Origin of the sequence: Thalassobaculum salexigens DSM 19539, assembly GCF_000423805.1 — a bacterium.
GTDB lineage: Bacteria > Pseudomonadota > Alphaproteobacteria > Thalassobaculales > Thalassobaculaceae > Thalassobaculum > Thalassobaculum litoreum.
In genome coordinates, this window is sequence record NZ_AUIR01000012.1 from 526,947 (window position 1) to 545,447 (window position 18,501).

The window sequence follows — 18,501 nt, forward strand, 5'->3', positions numbered from 1 at the left end:
TCCCCTCGCAGGTTCAAAGGCAAAAGAGGCGACCCTCGGGCCGCCTCTTCGCGTGAGACGTAGGTTTCCTGAGGCTTACCAGGTCGCCTTCAGGGTCAGCATGACCTCGCGGCCGGCGCCGTAGGAGCAGACGTATTCGGTCTGACAGCCGGTCACGTAACGCTTGTCCGCCACGTTGGTGGCCGACAGGTTCAGATCCAGGTTCTCGGACAGTTCGTAGCCGGCATAGAGATCGAACAGGGTGGCGTCCGGCACGGTCAGCGTGTTGGCGTCGTTGGCGTAGCTCTCGCCGCGGTGGCGCACGCCCGCACCGATCGACACGCCGTCCAGCGGGCCCTGGAAGGCGTATTCCGCCCGCAGGGTCAACTCGTGTTCCGGGATCAGGGTCGGGGTGTTGCCGATCAGCGAGGCGTCGGTGTCCTCGGTGACCTCGGCGTCCAGCACCGTGGCGGTGCCGACGACGGTCAGGCCGAAGCCGAACTGGTAGCCGCCCTCGAACTCGAATCCGGTCGAGCGTACCGCGCCGAGCTGGTTGTAGTTCGGGAACGCGCCGGTCACGACGTTCTCGCGGTCGATCTGGAAGGCAGCGGCCATCAGGTAGAAGTTCTCGCCTTCCGGCGCCCATTTCACACCGGCCTCGACCTGCTCGCCGCTCTCCGGCTCGGTCACGCCGTTGGCCGGCGACGTGATCAGCGGGTTGAAGAAGCTGGAGTAGCTGACATAGGGCGTGATGCCGAGCGGGAACTCGTAGCCGACCGCGGCGCGCCAGGAGCTCTCGCTGTCGCTGCGCTCGAAGCCGGCGGCCCCGTCCTGCTCGGTCTCCACGAAGTCGTGGCGCAGGTTGCCGGTCACGATCCAGCCGTCGCCGAAGCGGAGCTGATCCTGCACATACAGACCGGTCTGCGACTGGGTCGTGGTGGCGTCCTGATACGGCGCGCCCAGGGTCGGGGTACCGGGGTTGGTCGGGTTGACCACCTGGTTCGTGCCGAAGCCGGAGGCCTGGGTCTCGTCGAGCCAGTAGTACCGGGCGTCCAGGCCGAACAGCAGATCGTGGCTGACCGGGCCGGTATGCACCGTGCCGTAATAGCGGATATCGGTCTGGGCGGTGCGGACGAGGGTGTCGTGCTCGAAGGCGATCAGGCTGAGGGTGCCCTGGGCATCGCTCGGCGTGGTCGCATAGCCGGCATAGCCGAACGGGTAGTAGTAGCTCTCCTCCACGCTGGCGACCCCGGCGCGGCCGATGCCGGTCAGGGTGAAGTCGTTGTCGAAGGTGTGCTCGGCGATCGCCGTCGCGGAGAACTGCTCGCGCTTGTAGCTGTCCCAGTCCTCGTCGGAGAAGTTCGCGTCCCGGTCGATATGGCCGAACTGCTCGGTCGCGGTGACGGTGCCGGCATAGGGCAGGAAGCTGCTGCCGTTATGCTTCTCGTCGGCGATATGGGCATTGGCCAGCAGGGTGACCTCGGTGCCGTGGCTGGTCTCGAACTTGTAGGATGGGGCCAGGGTGCCGCGCACGCCTTCGTTCAGGTCGTCATACTTGTCGCCGCCCTTGATCTTGCCGACCACGCGATAGGCCTGGCCGTTCTCCAGCGGATCGCCGTAGTCGAAGGAGAGCGAGGCCGCCGGCGCATCCTCGATGCCCAGCACCACCTCACGCACCAGCTCGCCCGGGCGCTTGGAGATGTAGTTGACGATACCACCCGGATTGGAGCCGCCATACAGCGCTGAGGACGGGCCCCGCAGAACCTCGATCCGCTCCAGCGTGTAGGTGTCCATGTAGAACGACCCGAAGGCGAAGGAGAGGTTCTGGGCATTGTCCAGATAGGTGCCGGTCTGGTCCGCCTGGAAGCCGCGGATGCGCAGCCAGTCGTAATCGGTGTCGTTGCCGAAGACATCGGCGGTCACGCCCGGGGTATAGCGCAACGTCTCGCTGACGCTGTCGGCGTTGAACCGCTCCAGGTCCGCCCTGCCCAGGATCGACAGGGACTGGGGCACTTCTGTCGCATAGACCGGCACCTTGGAGCCGGTCACGGTCGGCGGATTGTTGCTGCCCCCCACCGGACCGGTCGCGTCCTCCTGGTTGCCCAGGACCTTCACCGGCTCAAGAACCAGGACCTTGTCGGCGTCCTGCGCCAGGGCTGACCCCGCGGTCGACGCCATCAGGGCGGACAGGACAAAACGCAGGGCCAAGCCCCGCCGCGAAGCCGTTCTGCTCATCTCGCAATTCCCCCAGTAAAGCACGCCGTCAGAACCGGGCGCCAAGGGCGCGGACGGCGGTAAACGATCATCCGCCCTGCTTAGAGTCGCGCCGGAAGCCTGTCTTGAACGAACGCCTAGGCTTTTGAACAAACGTGCCGCTTGGTCCAGCGGCCCGGCGAAATGCCCGTGGCGTGGCGGAAGCAGCGGCTGAAATGCGCCTGGTCGGCGAAGCCGGTGTCATGGGCGACCTGGGACAGCAGCGCCCCCTCGCTGAGCAGACGCTGGGCCTGCTTGATCCGGGTGCCCATCACCCACTGATGGGGCGACAGGCCGGCGACCTCCTTGAACCGGCGGGTGAAGCGCGAGCGCGACATGCCCGCCACCGAAGCGAGCTCGTCGACGCTCGGATGCCGGTCAAGGCGATCGAGCACATGGTCCATCACCTGGTCCATCCAGGCGGGGGCCGCGCGCTCCGCGCTGTGACGGGCGCCGAGATGGAAGAACTCGTGGATCACGCCGCAGGCCAGCGCCTCGCTGTAGCCGCCGGGCCGCTCCGGGCGTCGGCATTCGTCGGCCAGCAGCGCGCAGAGCCGGCGCAGTTCCATGCTGTCCGGCAGGAACAGCGCGGAGTCGAGATCGACCGAGGGGCCGACGATCCGGCGCAACCGGCTCTCGTCCACATGGATATCGATATGTTCCAGATCGCCGACGGTCGCCAGCCGGCCGCAGAGCGGCACGCCGGTCGGCACGAAAAAGGCGGAGCACAGGGACGGGTCGGCCGTACCGGTCGGACCCAGGGCGATCTGCGCACCGTCGAAAAACACGACGAAGCGCGGGTCCGGCGATACATACCGGCCACCCGCACCCTGCCGCGCCTCGACCCGCCACAGGTCGATGGCCATCCACTCGAACTTGAGGCAGCTGACCGCGTCGATCGGCACGATCCGATCGACGGTCGATGTCATCCTTGGCCTGAACTGCAACGCCCGCTCCGCCGATGAATGTCGAAATCCGAAGGCACCATACCCGACAATTTTGCGAATGAGAACGATTCGCATTACATGCCGTCTGCTTCCAGGCGAGAAGCCCTGTCTCCGGCCGACAGGCGCGTGGCCGGCGCGCCCCGAAATGCCGGTGAAACCAAGGAATCCCAGTGGTTTCACTCAATGGTCATCAAGACGTGGCAAGGTCACCCGCATCAACCGTTCCAGATGGGGTCACAAGCCGTGCCAAATCCGCTCCGCATCGCCGGCATCGGCGCGAATCTCGGCGGCGTCGCCGGGGATCTCGACGCCGTGCGCGCGCAGATGAACGAACTGATCGCCCTGGGCGCGGAGGTGGTGGAGTGCTACGCCTCCGATCTCGGCGTGGTGGCCGATGCCGGGCTGATCCCCGGCCGGGTCGCCGAGCTGCGCGAGATCTGCGCCGAGCGCCCCCTGGCCATCACCCTTCACGCCCCGATCCCGATCGACTTTATGGACCGCGAGAACATAGAACGGCATCGCGCCGCCGCCCGGGTGTCGGTGGAGCTGGCCGCCGAGATCGGCGCTGGCATCGTGGTGATCCATGCCGGCCGCGCCAGCCCCGAGGCCTGGGCCCGCGATGCCGACGGACTGCTCGCCTTCGAGCGCGACGAGCTTTCGGCGCTGGGCGACATCGCCCGGGATGCTGGCCTGCGGATCGCACTGGAGAACATCAGCCCGAACCCGGCGGTGATCGCCGGACGCCTGACCAGCTACTCGCTCGATCCGGCAGCGCTGGCCCGCCAGCTTGCCCTGGTCGATCATCCGGGCGTGACCGGCTGCCTCGACTACAGCCACGCCAACCAGGGCGCGGGGCTGCTCGACCTGGATCCGGTCGCCGGCGCCCGGGCGATGGCGCCGGTGACCGGCCATATCCATATCAGCGAGGCCAGCGGTCGGCCGGCCATCCCGTCGATCGCCGCCCAGCATGACTGGATGTATTTCGGCATCGGCGACATGCACGCGCCGCTCGGCAGCGGCTGCATGGACCTGGACGCCCTGGCCGATGTCTCCGACGTGCTGCCCGGCACCTATGCCATCCTGGAACTGCAGCGCCATGCGCGGGCGATGCTGGGCGACAGCCTGACCCGGCTGCGCGCCTTCGCCCGCCACGTCAACGCCCTGGACCGGGCCGCATGACCCGACTGCCGGCCCATATCATCGCCCATCGCGGCGACAGCGCCCACGCACCGGAAAACAGCCTGGCCGCGTTGGACAGCGCCATCGCCGCCGGGGCCGACCGGGTCGAGTGCGACGTGCGGATCGCCGGCGACGGCACCCTGGTTGTCTCCCACGATGCCGACCTGTCCCGGATCGCCGGTCGCTCGGTGCTGATCGACGACACGCCGGCCGAAGAGCTGGCCAGGACCGCCGCCGCGGCCGGGGCGTCGGTGCTGCCGCTGGCGACCCTGTTCGAGGCGGCGCACGGACGCATTCCGCTGATGCTGGACGTGAAGTCGCTGATCCCTGCCGTGATCGAGAAGATCGCCGCCGACCTCGCCGCGGCGGCGTTCGACCCGCGCCGGATCGCGCTCGGCCTGCGCGATCCTGCCCTGGTCGGTCCGGCGCGGGCGCATCTGCCGGCGGCGCGGATCCTCGCCCTGAACAGCGGGACCACCCCCGTGGACGCCTTCCTGGCCGAGAGCGTCGACCTCATCCGACTGTGGGAGCGCGATGCCGATGCCGACACCATCGCGGCGCTGCACGGCCAGGGCTGCACCGTCTGGGTGACCACCGGCGGCACCGGCACCGACCGGGAGGTCGGCGATTGCAGCACCGACGACCTGTCCCGGCTGATCGCCGCCGGCGTCGACGGGCTGCTGGTCAACGACCCCGCCCTCGGACGCCGCGCGGTTCTCAGCGCTGCTTAGGGCTCAGCGCTGCGTGGGATCCAGCCGGGTCCGCAGCCAGTCGCCGAACAGGCTCATCGACAGGGTCGTCAGGAAGATCACCCCGCCCGGCAGCACCGCCAGCCACCAGGCGGTCAGCAGATAGTCGCGCCCGTCTCCCAGCATCTGGCCCAGCGAGGTGAGAGGCGGCTGAATGCCGAGGCCCAGGAAGCTGAGCGAGGTCTCCAGCAGGATGGTCTGCGGGAAATTCAGGGTGAGCTGGACGATCAGCGGCCCCATGACATTGGGCAGGATGTGACGGCCGTACAGCCGCAGCGGCCGCGCGCCAAGCGCCCGCACCGCCACCGCATAGCCCTGCTCGCGGGCCGACAGCACCAGGCTGCGGGTCAGGCGGGCATAGGTCTCCCACCCGGCCAGCCCCATCAGGGCGAGGAACAGGTAGAAGTTGTTGCCGAGGAAGGCGAGCACCGCCAGCGCGATGATGAGAAACGGCATCGCCGCCTGCCAGTCGACCAGCATCATCACGACTTCGTCGACCCAGCCGCCGCGATGGGCCGCGAGGATGCCGAGGAACGTGCCGAGCACCGCACCGATCAGGGTACCGAGCAGCGCCAGCGCGAGCGATACCTGGGTGGCGATCAGCAGTCGCGACAGCAGGTCCCGTCCGAGCTTGTCCGTGCCCAGCAGATGCCCCTCGATCGACAGGGACGACCAGAAAGGCGGCTTCAGCCGATACAGCAGGTTGGTTTCCTCATAGCCGTACGGGGTCAGCAGCGGCGCCAGAAGGGCGACAAATGAGACCAGCACCAGGATCGCGGCGGCGATCCGCACCAGCAGCGGCATGCGCCACGCGCCCACCGGCCTGCCCGCCGGCGCGGCCGCGGGCTTCGGGGCGGAAGCGGCATTGTCGGCGGTCTCGGCGCTCATCGCGAGCGCTCCTGGCCGCCGACGCGGACCCTCGGATCGAGCCAGCCATAGGCGAGGTCGACCAGCAGATTGGCAGAGACCATGGTGATCGCCACCAGCACGACGATGCCCTGGACGATGGACAGGTCGCGGTCGGCGACCGAGCTGGTGAGCAGCCGGCCCACGCCCGGCCAGGCAAAGACGTTCTCGGTCACCACCGCGCCGCCGATCATGCCGCCCAGGCTGAAGCCGACGATCGTCACCACCGGAATCGCTGCGTTGGGAAAGGCGTGCCACCAGACCTGCCGGAAGCGCGAGGCCCCTTCCGCCTCGGCCGTGCGCATGTAGTCGCGCGACAGCACCTCCAGCATGGCCGAGCGGGTGAAGCGGGCGATGGCCCCGGCGAAGGCGGTGGCCAGGGTGAAGACAGGCATCACCATGTGCTGCCACGTCCCGTAGCCGGAGCTCGGCAGCACCCGCAGGTTCAGGGCGAAGAGCAGAATCAGCAGGATACCGAGGAAGAAGTTCGGCATGGAGAAGCCGAAGACCGCGAAGGACATGGTCAGCCGGTCGACCCAGCTGTCCCGCCACACCGCCGCCAGCACGCCCAGGGGGATGCCGAGCGCCAGCGAACAGAAGAACGTCGCCAGCCCCAGCTCCAGGGTCTTGGGCACCCGCTGCCAGATCAGGTCGATGGCCGGTTGGCTGTTGCGGAAGGAGATGCCGAAATCGCCGCGCAGCGCCGCCTCGAAATAACGCAGGTACTGCTCCCACAGCGGCCGGTCGAGGCCCCAGGCGGCGCGGTAATAGTCGCGGATCTCCGGGCCGATATCGTCCGGCAGCAGCTGCTGGGTCGGATCGCCGGTGAGGCGTAGCACGACGAAGACGAAGGTCACCACCAGCCAGAGGGTGATCATCGCCCGCAGCAGCTTGATCGCGGCATAGCGCAGGTTCATGGGAAGACCTTCAGGGGTTGGGACGCGTCGCTGCCGCCCTGCGCCTCCAGGCCGTCGGCCTGGCTGGCTTCGGCGTGGTGGCAGGCGACCGAGCGGCCGTCGGCCAGGGGGCGCAGAGCGGGAAGCTCGGTCCGGCAGAGGTCGGTGGCGAAGGGGCAGCGTGGATGCAGTGGGCAGCCGCTGGGCGGGTTCATCGGGCTCGGCGGCTCGCCCTCCAGGCGCAGCGGCCGCACCAGACGGCCGCGGCGGGACCGCGCCGCCGGCACCGCGCCGATCAACGCCCTCGCATAGGGGTGCGCGGGCGCGGCGAACAGATCACGGCACTCCGCCACCTCCACGAAGCGGCCGAGATACATCACCGCCACCCGGTCGGCCACATGGCGCACCAGGCTGAGGTCGTGCGAGATGAACAGATAGGCGAGCCCCAGATTGCGCTGCAGGTCGCGCAGCAGGTTGACCACCTGGGCCTGGACCGAGACGTCCAGGGCGGCCACCGGCTCATCGCAAACCACCAGTTTCGGCTCCAGCACCAGGGCGCGGGCGATCACCGCGCGCTGCTGCTGGCCGCCCGACAGCTCGTGCGGATAGCGCCTGGCCAGATCGCCGCCGAGCCCGACCGCCTCAAGCATGGCCGCGACCATGATCTTCCGGTCGGCGGCAGTGGCGACCTTGTGGATCTCCAGTCCCTCGGCCACCTGAGCCTCGACGGTGAGGCGCGGATCCAGGGCGCTGCGGCTGTCCTGAAAGATCAGCTGCAGGTCCCGCCGCCGGTCGCGCCAGCGGGTATCGTCCGCCGCCGCCAGATCCTCGCCGTCGAACCGGATCGACCCGGCACTGGGGCTGAGCAGGTTGAGCACCAGATTGCCCACCGTCGATTTGCCGCAGCCGCTCTCGCCCACGACGGCAAGGGTCTCGCCCGCCGCCAGGTCGAAGGAGACATCCGCCACCGCCGTCAGTTCCGGACGCGGTCCGAACAGGCTGGTGCGCGGCAGGATGAAGCGCCGTGCCAGGCCTGCCACCCGCAGCAGCGGCGTGGGCTCAGCCGGCTCTGTGGCCTCGGCGAGAACCGCGCTCATGCCGCCTCCGTCCGCACTGCCAGCGGATGATGGCAGGCCACCGCGCCGGACAGATCGGGCACTGCCGTGCGGCAGATCTCCGACGCATGGGGACACCGCGGCGCGAAGGCGCAGCCCCGAGGCATGGCGCGCAGGGACGGCACGGTGCCGTCGATGGGACTGAGCCGCTCCACCTCGTCGTCCAGGAACGGCAGGGATGTGAGCAGACCTTGCGTGTAGGGGTGGCGCGGTCGGGCGAACAGCTCGGCGGCCGGCGCCATCTCGACCACGCGCCCGGCATACATCACCGCCACCCGGTCGGCGACCTCGGCCACCAGTCCCAGGTCATGGGTGACGAACAGCATGCCCATGCCGAGATCGCGCTGAAGCCGGGACAGCAACTCGACGATCTGCGCCTGCACGGTGACGTCCAGGGCGGTGGTCGGCTCGTCGGCAACCAGCAGGGCGGGCTCGCCGGCGATGGCCATGGCGATCATCGCGCGCTGCTGCTGGCCGCCGGAGATCTGGTGGGGGTAGTCGCGGGACCGGCGGCGCGGCTCGGGAATGCCGACCAGGTCGAGCAGTTCGACGGCGCGGGCGGCGGCGGCGCGGCGGCTGGAGCCGGTGCGGATGCGATAGGCCTCCGCCACCTGCCAGCCCAGGGTGCGCACCGGGTTCAGGCCGGTCATCGGATTCTGGAAGATCATGCCCATGCCGCGGGCGCGACGGGCGCGGTCGGCACGGCTCTTGGGGTCCAGCGGGGTGCCCTTGAAGGCGATCTCGCCGCTCTCCACCGACACGCGGCGGCCGAACAGTCCCATGACCGAGAGACAGGTCAGCGTCTTGCCGCAGCCGCTTTCTCCGACCAGGCCGAGCGTCTCGCCGGGGCCGATCCGTAGCGACACGTCGCGGACCGGAAAGACCGGACCGCCCGGAAGATCGATCCGGACGGTCAGGTCGCGAATTTCTAGAAGTGTACTCATCAACCGCTGATATTCGGGGCGGGATGCGCCACGGCGCGACGGTCCACCGACCGCCACGCCGCAAGCGCCATCCTCAGCCGCCGACCCCGAAGGTCAGATTGTAGGGACGGAAGTCCATGTAGTAGAGCGAGTACGGCTCCCAATTGACGGACTTCTTGTGCGCGTAGGTCTCGAGCGGATTGTAGAGCATCGTGCCCGGAACCTCGTCGGTCCAGATGTCCAGCGCCTTGCGGTAGGCGTCCTTGCGGTCCGCCGTCTCGGTGCTGGAGACCAGCCGGTCCTGCTGCTTGTTGAACTCCTCCGGCGCCTTCCAGGCACGGTCGGGGAACGCCTTGTTGTTCTGGACGTCGCTGATCCGGCCCCACTGGGAGACGAAGGATCCGCTCGGATCCGGGATGCGGTGGGTGTTGGACCACGGGCGGATGTTGGTACCCTCGGCCTTGGTCACCTGGGACCAGTTCTCCACCGGCTCGACCTTCACGTTCAGGCCGACATCCTTCCACATCTGCTGCATCGCCTGAGCGGCCTCGAGGCTGTTCAGGTAGTAGTTCAGCGGCAGACGGTAGACGATTTCCTCGCCCTTGTAGGACGACGCCTCGACCAGCGCGCGGGCCTTCTCCGGGTTGAACTCGAAATCCGGATAATCGGCCAGATAGATCTCGTAGTCGGGCAGCTGGTGGCCGTTCGGCGTGAAGTTCTTGTCGTTCCACAGCGCCTTGCGCAGCAGCGCCCGGTCGATCGCCAGGGACAGGGCCTGACGGACGTTCTTGTCCTTCATGAACGGGGCGTCCATGTAGAAGACCAGCATGTGGGTGTTGTCGAGCACCACCTGCTTGACCTCGATGTCGTCATAGCCTTCCAGCACCGGCACCTGGTCCGGCGGCACGTTGACGATGATATCGAACTCGCCGCTCACCAGACCGGCGACACGGGCCGAGGTCTCCGGCACCACCCTGAAGGTGATGCTGCTGGCGGTGGGCTTGCCGCCGAAATAGTCGTCATTGGCGACCAGCTTGATGTACTCGCCATCGACGAACTCGGCGATCTTGTACGGGCCGGTGCCGACCGGGCTGCGGCGCACCTGGTCGTAGCCGCGGGTCAGGTAGTCGCGGGCGTTGACGATCCAGCTCGCGTAGCCGGCCAGGCGCTGCTCCATCATGACGTCGGGCACACGGCTGACGATGCGAACCGTGTACTTGTCGACCCGCTCGGCATGGCTGATCGTGTTCATCTCCTGACGGCCGGTCGGGACGATCGGGCGATCGCCCAGCATGCGGCCGTGGGTAAAGGTGAAGACCACGTCGTCGGCGGTCACCTCGTCGCCGTTGTGGAACTTCACGCCCTCGCGGAGCTTGAACTCGATCGTCTTGTCGTCGATCCGCTTCCAGCTCTCGGCCAGGCCCGGCACCAGCTTGGAGCCGCTGCCCTTGCCGTTCGCCAGGAAGTCGCGGCGGATCAGGCTGTCGAACATCGAGTAGATGATGCGGACATGGACGTTGCCCATGCCGTCGGCCGGCTCGAGCGTATCGGGCAGGTCATTGACCGCGACGACCAGCTCCGGCCGGTCGTCGGCCAATGCCGGTCCGGCCATCAGGCCGAGCGCGACGAGCGCGCCTGCGGCCAGGCGGAAGAAGCCTCTCATGGCTCATACTCCAGTATGTGAACAGACCTGGAGTGTCGCAGGAGCCGGTGTTGTTTATGTGAGAGCTTCGCGGACTCTTTGTTGCAGTCGGCCGGTCGATTCTGTGACCCCTCGGCTGCAGTTTTGTGACGTCGTCCGCCGACGACGCCCGCAAGACGACCCCTTGGCGGAGGCGATAGTCCTAAGGCTGAAGCGGGGCTGCCCCAGGAAGACCGGCGCCGTCTAAGGCGCGAACAGCGGGAAACTCACCCCCAGCGCCCAGGCGAGGACCAGCCCAAGGGCGAGGCCGGACGCCAGGGGACCGGCCCGCAGACCCGCCACCCGCCCCACCGTGCCGAAGACAAGATAGAACAGGAGCACCACCGGCGCGATCATGAGCAGGAAGAAGAGCCCCTGGAAATCGAGCACGACCGCCAGTCCCAGGGACAGCAGGAAGGCGCCGCGCAGAGCCAGACGCTGAAGAAGGCCGGCCCGCAGGGTCAGCATCGAATCCGCCACCATGAACGGAACCGCGCCCAGCGCCATGGCCGCGATGATCCAGAAGCGGCCGGGTGTCGGCCAGAAATTCGCCACGTAGCGGTCGAGCGCCACACCGAACAGACAGCACCACCCGAGCAGCAGCACGAAGGCCGGCATTGAAATCCGGCCCACGGAAACCCGCCACCATCGGATCAGCGCAAGCTGAACCAGCCCGAACACCGCCAGATGCAGGGCCAGATAGTCGGCCACCAGCACGGGCAGGAGCTGGGGATTGAGCGGCACGGCAACCAACGGCGCCACCAGCGTCGGCAGCAGGGAGGCCGCGGCGACCTGCCGGCCGGTCAGTCGACCCGACGTCGCCTCGATGCCGCGAACCAGGGGCGCGATACTCCCGAAGATCAGCACCAGGCCGGCAAACAGACCGAGGATCGCCCAGCCGGTGGGCCAGATGGTTGTCTCGGCATGCCGGCCATAGGCCTGGTCGATCCATCGGAGCGCGGCCTGCCGGGCCGCCCGGTTATGCAGGATGGAGACATGCTCGGCGAAGGGCGCCACTTCGGCACGGCGGGTGACCTCGTCCGCGGTCACCGTCTGTCCCTCGACCGCCTCCGGCATGACCTGCCGCGCATAGTCCAGCGCCGCAGCGCGCAGGCCCGGCTCCCATTCCCCCGCCAACAGCAGCAGCGTGCGCGGTGTGTCCGGCGTGATCGCCTGCGAGTAGGCCGACAGCAAGACGACCGGCCCGATATCGGACCGCTCGGCGGCGACACGGGCCAGCACGTCCGTCGCCATGGAATGCCCCAGCAGCGCGACCGGTGCCTGCCCGTCGGAGACGGCATCGATGACCGCCTCGGTCTGCGCGATCAGCAGACGTGTCGTGCCCGCCACTGCGGTGACGTCCCCGGACATCGGCAGCGGATGGCGCCCGTGTCCGAGAAAATCGAAGCTGAAGACCCGGTAGCCGGCACGGGCCAGCGGCAGGGCATAGCCCTGCATCATCTGCCGCGACCCGGCAAAGCCATGGGCGATGACGACCACCGGTCCCTCGGCCCCGGATCTGGCGTAGGCGGTCACCGGGGTGGCGCCGACAGTCAGGTCCCGCGTCTCCACGCGCGTGCGCGCCGCCTCAAGCACCGCCAGAGAGGCGAGGATCAGGGCGCCGGCTATGACAGCGCCGACGACGGCCGCTCTGGGTGATCGCATTACCCGAACCCCTCCCGCACGCGGCCCGAGCTCGGTTGATCAGGACCGCAACAAAAGAAGTAGTACCGCCGGGACGAACGGCGACAAAGCGCGTTACCACACCGGCCCGCTCCGTGGCCGGGTCGGTTGACAGGACCGGTCGGACGACCCATCACGGACCGACTGACGCAGACGAGGACGGGCGGTCGCCAACGCCGGCACTTCGCCGTCCATCGTGGGGGATGCGCATCATGGCACGACTTATCCGGCGGATTCTCCTGGCGATGCTGGTGGTTTTCGTCGTCCTTCCCGTGCTGGTCATCCTGCTCTACCGGGTGGTGCCGCCACCGGGAACGCCGCTGATGCTGTGGCGCGAGGCCTCGGCCGACTTTCGCTGGGTCCCCATGTCCGAGATGTCGGCCAACGCGGCCCGGGCGGTCGTGGTCTCCGAGGACCAGACGTTCTGCGCGCATAACGGCATCGACTGGCGCCAGATGAACAAGGTGCTGGACGAGTTCCGCGAGACCGGCCGGCCGAGCCGGGGGGCGAGCACCATCACCATGCAGCTCGCCCGAAATCTGTATCTGCCGCCCTCGCGCTCGATCCTGCGCAAGGCGGTGGAGATCCCGCTGGCGCTCGGGCTGGAACTGCTGGTGCCGAAACGCCGGATCCTGGAACTCTATCTGAACGTGGTCGAGATGGGCGACGGCATCTACGGGGTCGAGGCGGCCGCCCAGCGGCATTTCGGCAAACCGGCAAGCGGCCTCACACGCACCGAGGCGGCCCGTCTCGCCGCCATCCTGCCGAACCCGCTGGACAGAAATCCGGCGCGCCCGTCCGGGGAGGTCGGCCGGCGTGCCCAGGAGATCGCCCGCGACATTCCTAGGCTGACCCATCTGTTCAGCTGTTTTGAGACGTGAGCACGGTCCGGGACCGTCAGCCGATCAGGTGACCGACGAGATCGTTGACGGCGGCCTGCCGCACGTCGATCAGGCCGTCCCCCGCCGTCTCGCCCAGATAGGCGCAGATGCCGGCCGCCAGGAGCGTGCGGTTCCCAACCGTCGCTCCCGCCATCTCCAGCAGCCGCTCCACCCCCGCGACCGAGGCCTCGCAATAACCCTCGAGATCGCCCTCCCCGGGCTCCGCCGCCGCAGGATCCGCTCCGCGCAACTGGGGAAGATCGAGGGCGATGAACCGTCCGCTGACCATCCGAGTCTCGGCATCGTGAACCGGCGTCCCGCTCATCAACCCTGCAAGCGCCACGCCGGGCGGGACGGGAACGGCGAAGACCATGCTCATGACATGCTCGCCTTCCGGCTCGGTGATCGTGGCGTGCAGGCACTGGCCAAGCCGCCACACCAGTCCGCGCATCACGACATCGCCGCCCGGAAGGCGCTCGCGATACTGCATCATGACGGTCCCGCGGTCGCCTTCGCCGATGACGATCTCGCCGACCACGAACTGATCGTGGCGATAGGCCGACCAGGCCGGGCTGACGACGAGATAGCTGCCGTGGACGAAGCGTGGGATCGCCTGGACGCCGGCGTCCGGGACTCCGGACCGGCGAATGGTCTCGCTCTGAAGCGGCGCCCCTCTGTCCGGGTCCGCGTCCTGGCCGGCGCGGGTCCCGTAGCGGGCGATCATCGCGGACCGGAACCCGGCGAAATCCACCGTGCGCAGCCATTCCCCGCCCGCCGGACCGCCGTCGGCCTCAAGCCCCAGGAGCTGGGCCAGGTCGTCGAAGATCGACTGATCGCGCGGCAGAGCGCGGCCGGTCACCCATTTATAGGCCCGACTGGGCAGGAATCCGGTCTGCGGGTTGATCTCCTGCAGCAGGCTTCCGAGTTCCTTCTGGGAGCCGGTGCCGAGGGTGCGCATGATCAATCGCAATTTGAGATCGAAGTGCCGGCTGCCGAGCCCCGAGGACGGCCCCGGCCAGCCCTCATGGCGCATCGACAAGCCCGCTCCTCCCTCTTCTTTCTCTCTTCATGCTTCTTGCTCGGCGGGCGGGCACCTCAATGCATCCGAATAAGCTGAATCACAGAAATCATAATACAACTTCCCATCGCCGTCTTAATAGGAATTCCGATTTTTCCGACGGACGCTCAAATGACCAGAAGATTATCATTCTAAAAGCGAATTCTTACTTTTACCATATAAACGGACTGCAGCTGATGCAAAACCGCATGGGCAACAACCGCCTGTCGTTGCCCGACGCGCCCGTGCCGGACTCCACAGACGGGACGCTTGCCGTCATCGACCTGGCCGTACCGGCGCGCGCTGCGCTCGCCGGCGTCCTGGTCGGACGTCATCGGATCTGTCTGCTCGGCGACACATCCGACCCATTCCAGTCGCTCGCCGACGCCCTGTCCCGGCCCGACGCCCCAGCCACCTCCGTCCATGTCTTCAGCCACGGCGAACCGGGCGTCCTGCATCTCGGCGGAGAGCGGATATCCCTGGCCACGTTGCAGCGCCACCACGCCGGGATCGCCGGTCTGAGGCGTGCCCTCGCCGGGCGGTCGCTCGTCCTCTACGGCTGTTCGGTCGGGCGTGACGAGGTCGGGCGGCGCTTCGTCGAAACCCTGTCACGTGTCTTGGTCGCGCCGGTCCTCGCGTCGTCGACGCCGACCGGAGGCCGCCTCTATGGGGGCGACTGGAAACTCGATGTGGCCGCCGGCGGAGCACCGGATGCCTTCCCGTGCCTGATCGATCCGCAGCGGGCCGCGCGCTGGCCGGGCCTGCTCGCTGTCAACGTCACGAGCACGCTCGGGGATGCGAGCGCAGGGACGCTTCGGGCGGCCGCCGCGGCTGTCGATCAGATCGTGCGTTTCAGCAATCTTGGCGCGACCGCGACGATCAACCTCGCTGCCTCGCCGACTTTCACGAATGGGGCGGCCACGAGTTTCGGCTTCACCGGAACAACAAATTCGCTGACGATCGGCGGTTCGGACATCGTCGCGGACTCCCATCTCTACTTCGATGTTTCCGCGGGACAGTCGCTGACGCTCAATTCCGGGGTTTCTTTCACCGGCGGCTCATTCGTCCTTCAGACGGCCGGCGGCGGAACCATCGCTCTGAACGGCTCGATCAGCGGGACGAGTAGGGTATGGGTTCTCGGCGGCACGACCGCCGAGATCGGCACGACGACCTCGGCGCCCCTGATCGATATCCTGGGCAACTCGACCGTCCGGTTCACCACCAGCGGTGCCTACACCTCGAACATCGAAGTCGAGGACACGGCGACCATCGATACCGGCGCCAACACCGTTACCATTAGCGGGACCGTGACGGACGACGGGACGAACGTGCTGGCCAAGACCGGCACGGGCACGCTCACGCTGACCGGCACCAACACCGCCTCGGGCTCGATGACCGTCAGCCAGGGCACGCTCTCGGTCGCCGGGGACGGAAACCTGAGCGCCGGCACGGTGACGATCAACGGCGGCACCCTGGCGGTGACCGGGGCGACGACGATCGACAATGCCATCGTGCTCGGGGCGTCGAACGGGACGGTGAATGTCGGCGCCAATGTAACGATGAGCGGGGTGGTCTCGGGCGCGGGCAACCTGACCAAGACCGGTGCCAGCACGCTGACGCTGAGCGGCACGAACACCTATACCGGCACCACGACCGTCACCGGCGGCACACTCTCGGTCTCGACCGACAGCAATCTCGGCACCGGCAACGTGGCCCTGAACGGCGGCGGGCTGACGGTGACCGGCGCGACCACGATCGACAATGACATCTCCGGCACCAGTGGCCTGACGAAGTCCGGCAGCGGCACCGTCACCCTCAGCGGAACCAACACCTATTCCGGCGGGACCACGATCAACGGCGGCACCCTGCAGGTCTCCGGCGGCAACGCTCTGGCCGACGCGGGTGCCGTCTCCGTCGCGTCCGGCGCGACGCTCGATCTGAGCAACACGAACGAGACCATCGGCAGCCTTACCGGCAGCGGCACGCTCAATATCGGGAGCGGCACGCTCACGCTGACCGATTCCGCCTCGACCACCTTCTCCGGCACGATCAGCGGCAGCGGCACGATCGCGGGGGGCGGCACCTACACCGTCGCCTCCGGCGCGACGCTCGGCGGAACCAGCACCTTTTCGACGGCGGTCACGGTCGCGAGCGGCGGCACCATCGCGCCCGGCAACAGCCCCGGCACGATCGCCACCGGCAACCTGACCCTCGCCAACGGTTCCACGGCGACGATGGAACTCGACGGCACCGCCGCCGGCACCGGGTACGACCAGATCAACGTCACCGGCACGGTGACCATCAGCAACGCGACCCTCAACGTGGTGCTGGGCTACACGCCGGCCGCGGGCGACAGCTACACATTGGTCAACAACGACGGTGTCGACGCCGTCACCGGAACCTTCAGCGGCCTGGCCGAGGGCGCCACCCTGACGGCCGGCGGCCGGACGCTCCAGATCAGCTATGTCGGCGGCACCGGCAACGACGTGACCCTGACGGACGTCACGCCACAGCCCGGGGGCTCCGATGGCGGCGGCGCTTCCGTGGGCGGCGAAACGCTGAGTTCAGGCGGGACGTCAGGCGATGTCCTGCGGGGGACCACCGGCAACGACACGCTGTACGGCTTCGCCGGCAACGACACGCTGAGCGGTGGGATCGGACTGGACATTCTGTACGGCAACCTCGGCGACGACCTGCTCTATGGCAACCAGGATGCGGACTCGCTCCGTGGCGGCCAGGGCGCCGACACGGCCTATGGGGGCACGGGCGATGATCTGCTCTGGGGCAACCGGGACGACGACCACCTGTACGGCAATGGGGGGGCCGACCGGATCTACGGCAACGAGGGCGACGACCGGATCCGGGGCGACGACGGATCCGACACGCTCTATGGCGGACAGGGCGCCGACACCCTGTCGGGCGGCGCGGGCGACGACCGGCTCTTCGGTAATTCCGGCGCCGATGTCTTCCGCTTCGGCGAGGCGGACGGGGCCGACGCCCTCTACGGCTTCTCCATCGGCGAGGACAGGCTGATGGTGGCGGCCAATGCGAACGGCACCGGGATCGCCAGTGCCGACAACCTGCTTGCCCGGCTGTTCAACGACGGGTCGGGCAATACGGTGCTCGACCTCGGCGGCGGCCATTCCGTGACCCTTGTCGGGCTGTCCGCCGATCAGTTCGGGACGGACAGCTTCCTCGTCGGCTGAAAGCGAACGGGAAAGACCGGGCGCCCATCACACGCCCGGTCCCCCCCTCGTAGCCAGCCGATCTCTCCCCAATCGGCTGACCCCGCGACCTGCAGCCGGCCCCTCTCCGGCTGCGGTGCCTCGTCAGTCGTCGCTCATCAGCAGCCCCTAGTCAGCGGTGCATCCGCCACGCTCGATGTCCGGGCATGTCACGTTCTTGCCCCAGCCCAAGGCGTTCGCCGCGAGATCCTCCGGCCCGACGAACCAGAGCTTGTCGGAACCGGGAACCAGATAGACCTCGGCGCTGTTCGTGGCGCGGACCAGGCAGGCCCCGGTCGGCAGCGGGTCGCCCTCGTCCACCGTCTCGACATCGATATCCGTGCGCAGCGGCGGCATGGTCCTGAACAGCAGCGCCAGGATCCGGGCGTCGGGAACCAGATGGCGCCGCCCGCCCAATACGAGATAGGTCGTGTCGTCTCCGCGCGCCCGCAGCAGCATTCCATTGAGATCGTCGCGCCGTGCCATCGCTGTTCTCCCCTCTCGGCAAGTCTTTGCGGGGACCGTTCGGTGAGCAGACCGGCGTCGTCCCTGACCCTGAGACGGTGCCGCAACCGCGGGGCGAAATCCTGAGATCGGCACGAAATTCAGACGAAATCGCCCGAAGTGTCGGTGGCCGGTCGGGCAGTCGGTCGGGCAGTCGGTCGGGCAGTCGGTCGGGCAGTCGGTCCGGGCAGTCAGTCGGTCGACAACGCCCAGCGGATCGCGGTCGTCGGCTCGTCCGGGCCCGCCTGGGAGATAATCCGGGCACCGGGAATGAAGAGCATGGTGACGCTGGAGGTCTTGGGCACGCGCTGGCGCTTTCCGTTGGCGACCTGGTAGATCTCGATACCGTCGGGCAGCTGCAGAAGCATGCCGTTCAAGTCGGGGCGAAGATTCATTGGATCCTCCGGGTTGCAGCGACGGCGCGGTCGCGTCCGTCGCGATGGCACAACCCTGCCCGAGATCGCCTCCGCAATCCTGATCGGCACCCGAAATCGCTCCGAAGACCAAAGGCCCGGCGGGCCGCA

General features: G+C 68.0%; 15 protein-coding genes. 4 read left to right on the forward strand and 11 right to left on the reverse strand.

Annotated features, from left to right (window positions below):
* Positions 1 to 75: 75 nt before the first annotated feature.
* A complete protein-coding gene (locus G578_RS0102425; protein ID WP_051243656.1) occupies positions 76 to 2,214 on the reverse strand; it encodes a TonB-dependent siderophore receptor in 2,139 nt (712 codons plus the stop codon).
* Positions 2,215 to 2,330: 116 nt separating this feature from the next.
* Positions 2,331 to 3,161 (reverse strand): helix-turn-helix domain-containing protein, encoded by an 831-nt coding sequence (locus G578_RS0102430; protein WP_028792896.1) that lies wholly within the window; start codon positions 3,159 to 3,161, stop codon positions 2,331 to 2,333.
* A 261-nt stretch (positions 3,162 to 3,422) separates the two neighbouring features.
* Between G578_RS0102430 and G578_RS0102435 the strand changes: the two genes are divergently transcribed.
* Both G578_RS0102435 and G578_RS0102440 read left to right on the forward strand, forming a co-directional pair.
* On the forward strand, positions 3,423 to 4,358 hold the full coding sequence (locus G578_RS0102435) for a sugar phosphate isomerase/epimerase family protein (protein ID WP_169400808.1): 936 nt from the start codon (positions 3,423 to 3,425) through the stop codon (positions 4,356 to 4,358).
* Complete coding sequence (locus G578_RS0102440; RefSeq protein WP_051243663.1) at positions 4,355 to 5,089, forward strand: glycerophosphodiester phosphodiesterase; 735 nt, start codon at positions 4,355 to 4,357, stop codon at positions 5,087 to 5,089. Before G578_RS0102435 ends, G578_RS0102440 begins: the two co-directional genes overlap by 4 nt.
* Positions 5,090 to 5,092: 3 nt before the next feature.
* On the opposite strand, the gene G578_RS0102445 is transcribed toward G578_RS0102440, so the two are convergent.
* The 6 genes from G578_RS0102445 to G578_RS0102470 form a co-directional block, all read right to left on the reverse strand.
* A complete protein-coding gene (locus tag G578_RS0102445; RefSeq protein ID WP_084618628.1) occupies positions 5,093 to 5,995 on the reverse strand; it encodes an ABC transporter permease in 903 nt (300 codons plus the stop codon).
* On the reverse strand, positions 5,992 to 6,930 hold the full coding sequence (locus G578_RS0102450) for an ABC transporter permease (protein WP_038013078.1): 939 nt from the start codon (positions 6,928 to 6,930) through the stop codon (positions 5,992 to 5,994). Before G578_RS0102450 ends, G578_RS0102445 begins: the two co-directional genes overlap by 4 nt.
* The gene (locus G578_RS0102455; protein WP_051243666.1) at positions 6,927 to 8,006 is read right to left on the reverse strand and encodes an ABC transporter ATP-binding protein; all 1,080 of its coding nucleotides are present in this window, start codon (positions 8,004 to 8,006) and stop codon (positions 6,927 to 6,929) included. Before G578_RS0102455 ends, G578_RS0102450 begins: the two co-directional genes overlap by 4 nt.
* Entirely contained in the window at positions 8,003 to 8,968 is a 966-nt protein-coding gene (locus tag G578_RS0102460) for an ABC transporter ATP-binding protein (protein ID WP_028792902.1), read from the reverse strand. Before G578_RS0102460 ends, G578_RS0102455 begins: the two co-directional genes overlap by 4 nt.
* A 73-nt stretch (positions 8,969 to 9,041) precedes the next feature.
* Entirely contained in the window at positions 9,042 to 10,610 is a 1,569-nt protein-coding gene (locus G578_RS0102465) for an ABC transporter substrate-binding protein (protein WP_028792903.1), read from the reverse strand.
* Positions 10,611 to 10,832: 222 nt separating this feature from the next.
* Positions 10,833 to 12,293, reverse strand: coding sequence for an alpha/beta hydrolase (locus G578_RS0102470; protein WP_028792904.1), 1,461 nt, complete (start codon positions 12,291 to 12,293; stop codon positions 10,833 to 10,835).
* Between the two features lie 230 nt (positions 12,294 to 12,523).
* Between G578_RS0102470 and mtgA the strand changes: the two genes are divergently transcribed.
* The gene (gene mtgA, locus G578_RS24350; protein ID WP_051243668.1) at positions 12,524 to 13,192 is read left to right on the forward strand and encodes a monofunctional biosynthetic peptidoglycan transglycosylase; all 669 of its coding nucleotides are present in this window, start codon (positions 12,524 to 12,526) and stop codon (positions 13,190 to 13,192) included.
* A gap of 16 nt (positions 13,193 to 13,208) precedes the next feature.
* On the opposite strand, the gene G578_RS0102480 is transcribed toward mtgA, so the two are convergent.
* Positions 13,209 to 14,231 (reverse strand): hypothetical protein, encoded by a 1,023-nt coding sequence (locus G578_RS0102480; RefSeq protein ID WP_156907177.1) that lies wholly within the window; start codon positions 14,229 to 14,231, stop codon positions 13,209 to 13,211.
* Positions 14,232 to 14,290: 59 nt separating this feature from the next.
* Here G578_RS0102480 and G578_RS28100 point away from each other — a divergent pair, with 59 nt between their 5' ends.
* The gene (locus G578_RS28100) at positions 14,291 to 17,455 is read left to right on the forward strand and encodes a DUF4347 domain-containing protein (RefSeq protein WP_169400810.1); all 3,165 of its coding nucleotides are present in this window, start codon (positions 14,291 to 14,293) and stop codon (positions 17,453 to 17,455) included.
* 147 nt (positions 17,456 to 17,602) lie between these two features.
* Here the strand turns inward: G578_RS28100 and G578_RS0102490 are convergent, their stop codons facing one another.
* The gene (locus G578_RS0102490; protein ID WP_028792907.1) at positions 17,603 to 17,959 is read right to left on the reverse strand and encodes a hypothetical protein; all 357 of its coding nucleotides are present in this window, start codon (positions 17,957 to 17,959) and stop codon (positions 17,603 to 17,605) included.
* Between the two features lie 209 nt (positions 17,960 to 18,168).
* Positions 18,169 to 18,372, reverse strand: coding sequence for a hypothetical protein (locus G578_RS0102495; RefSeq protein ID WP_028792908.1), 204 nt, complete (start codon positions 18,370 to 18,372; stop codon positions 18,169 to 18,171).
* Between the last annotated feature and the right edge of the window lie 129 nt (positions 18,373 to 18,501).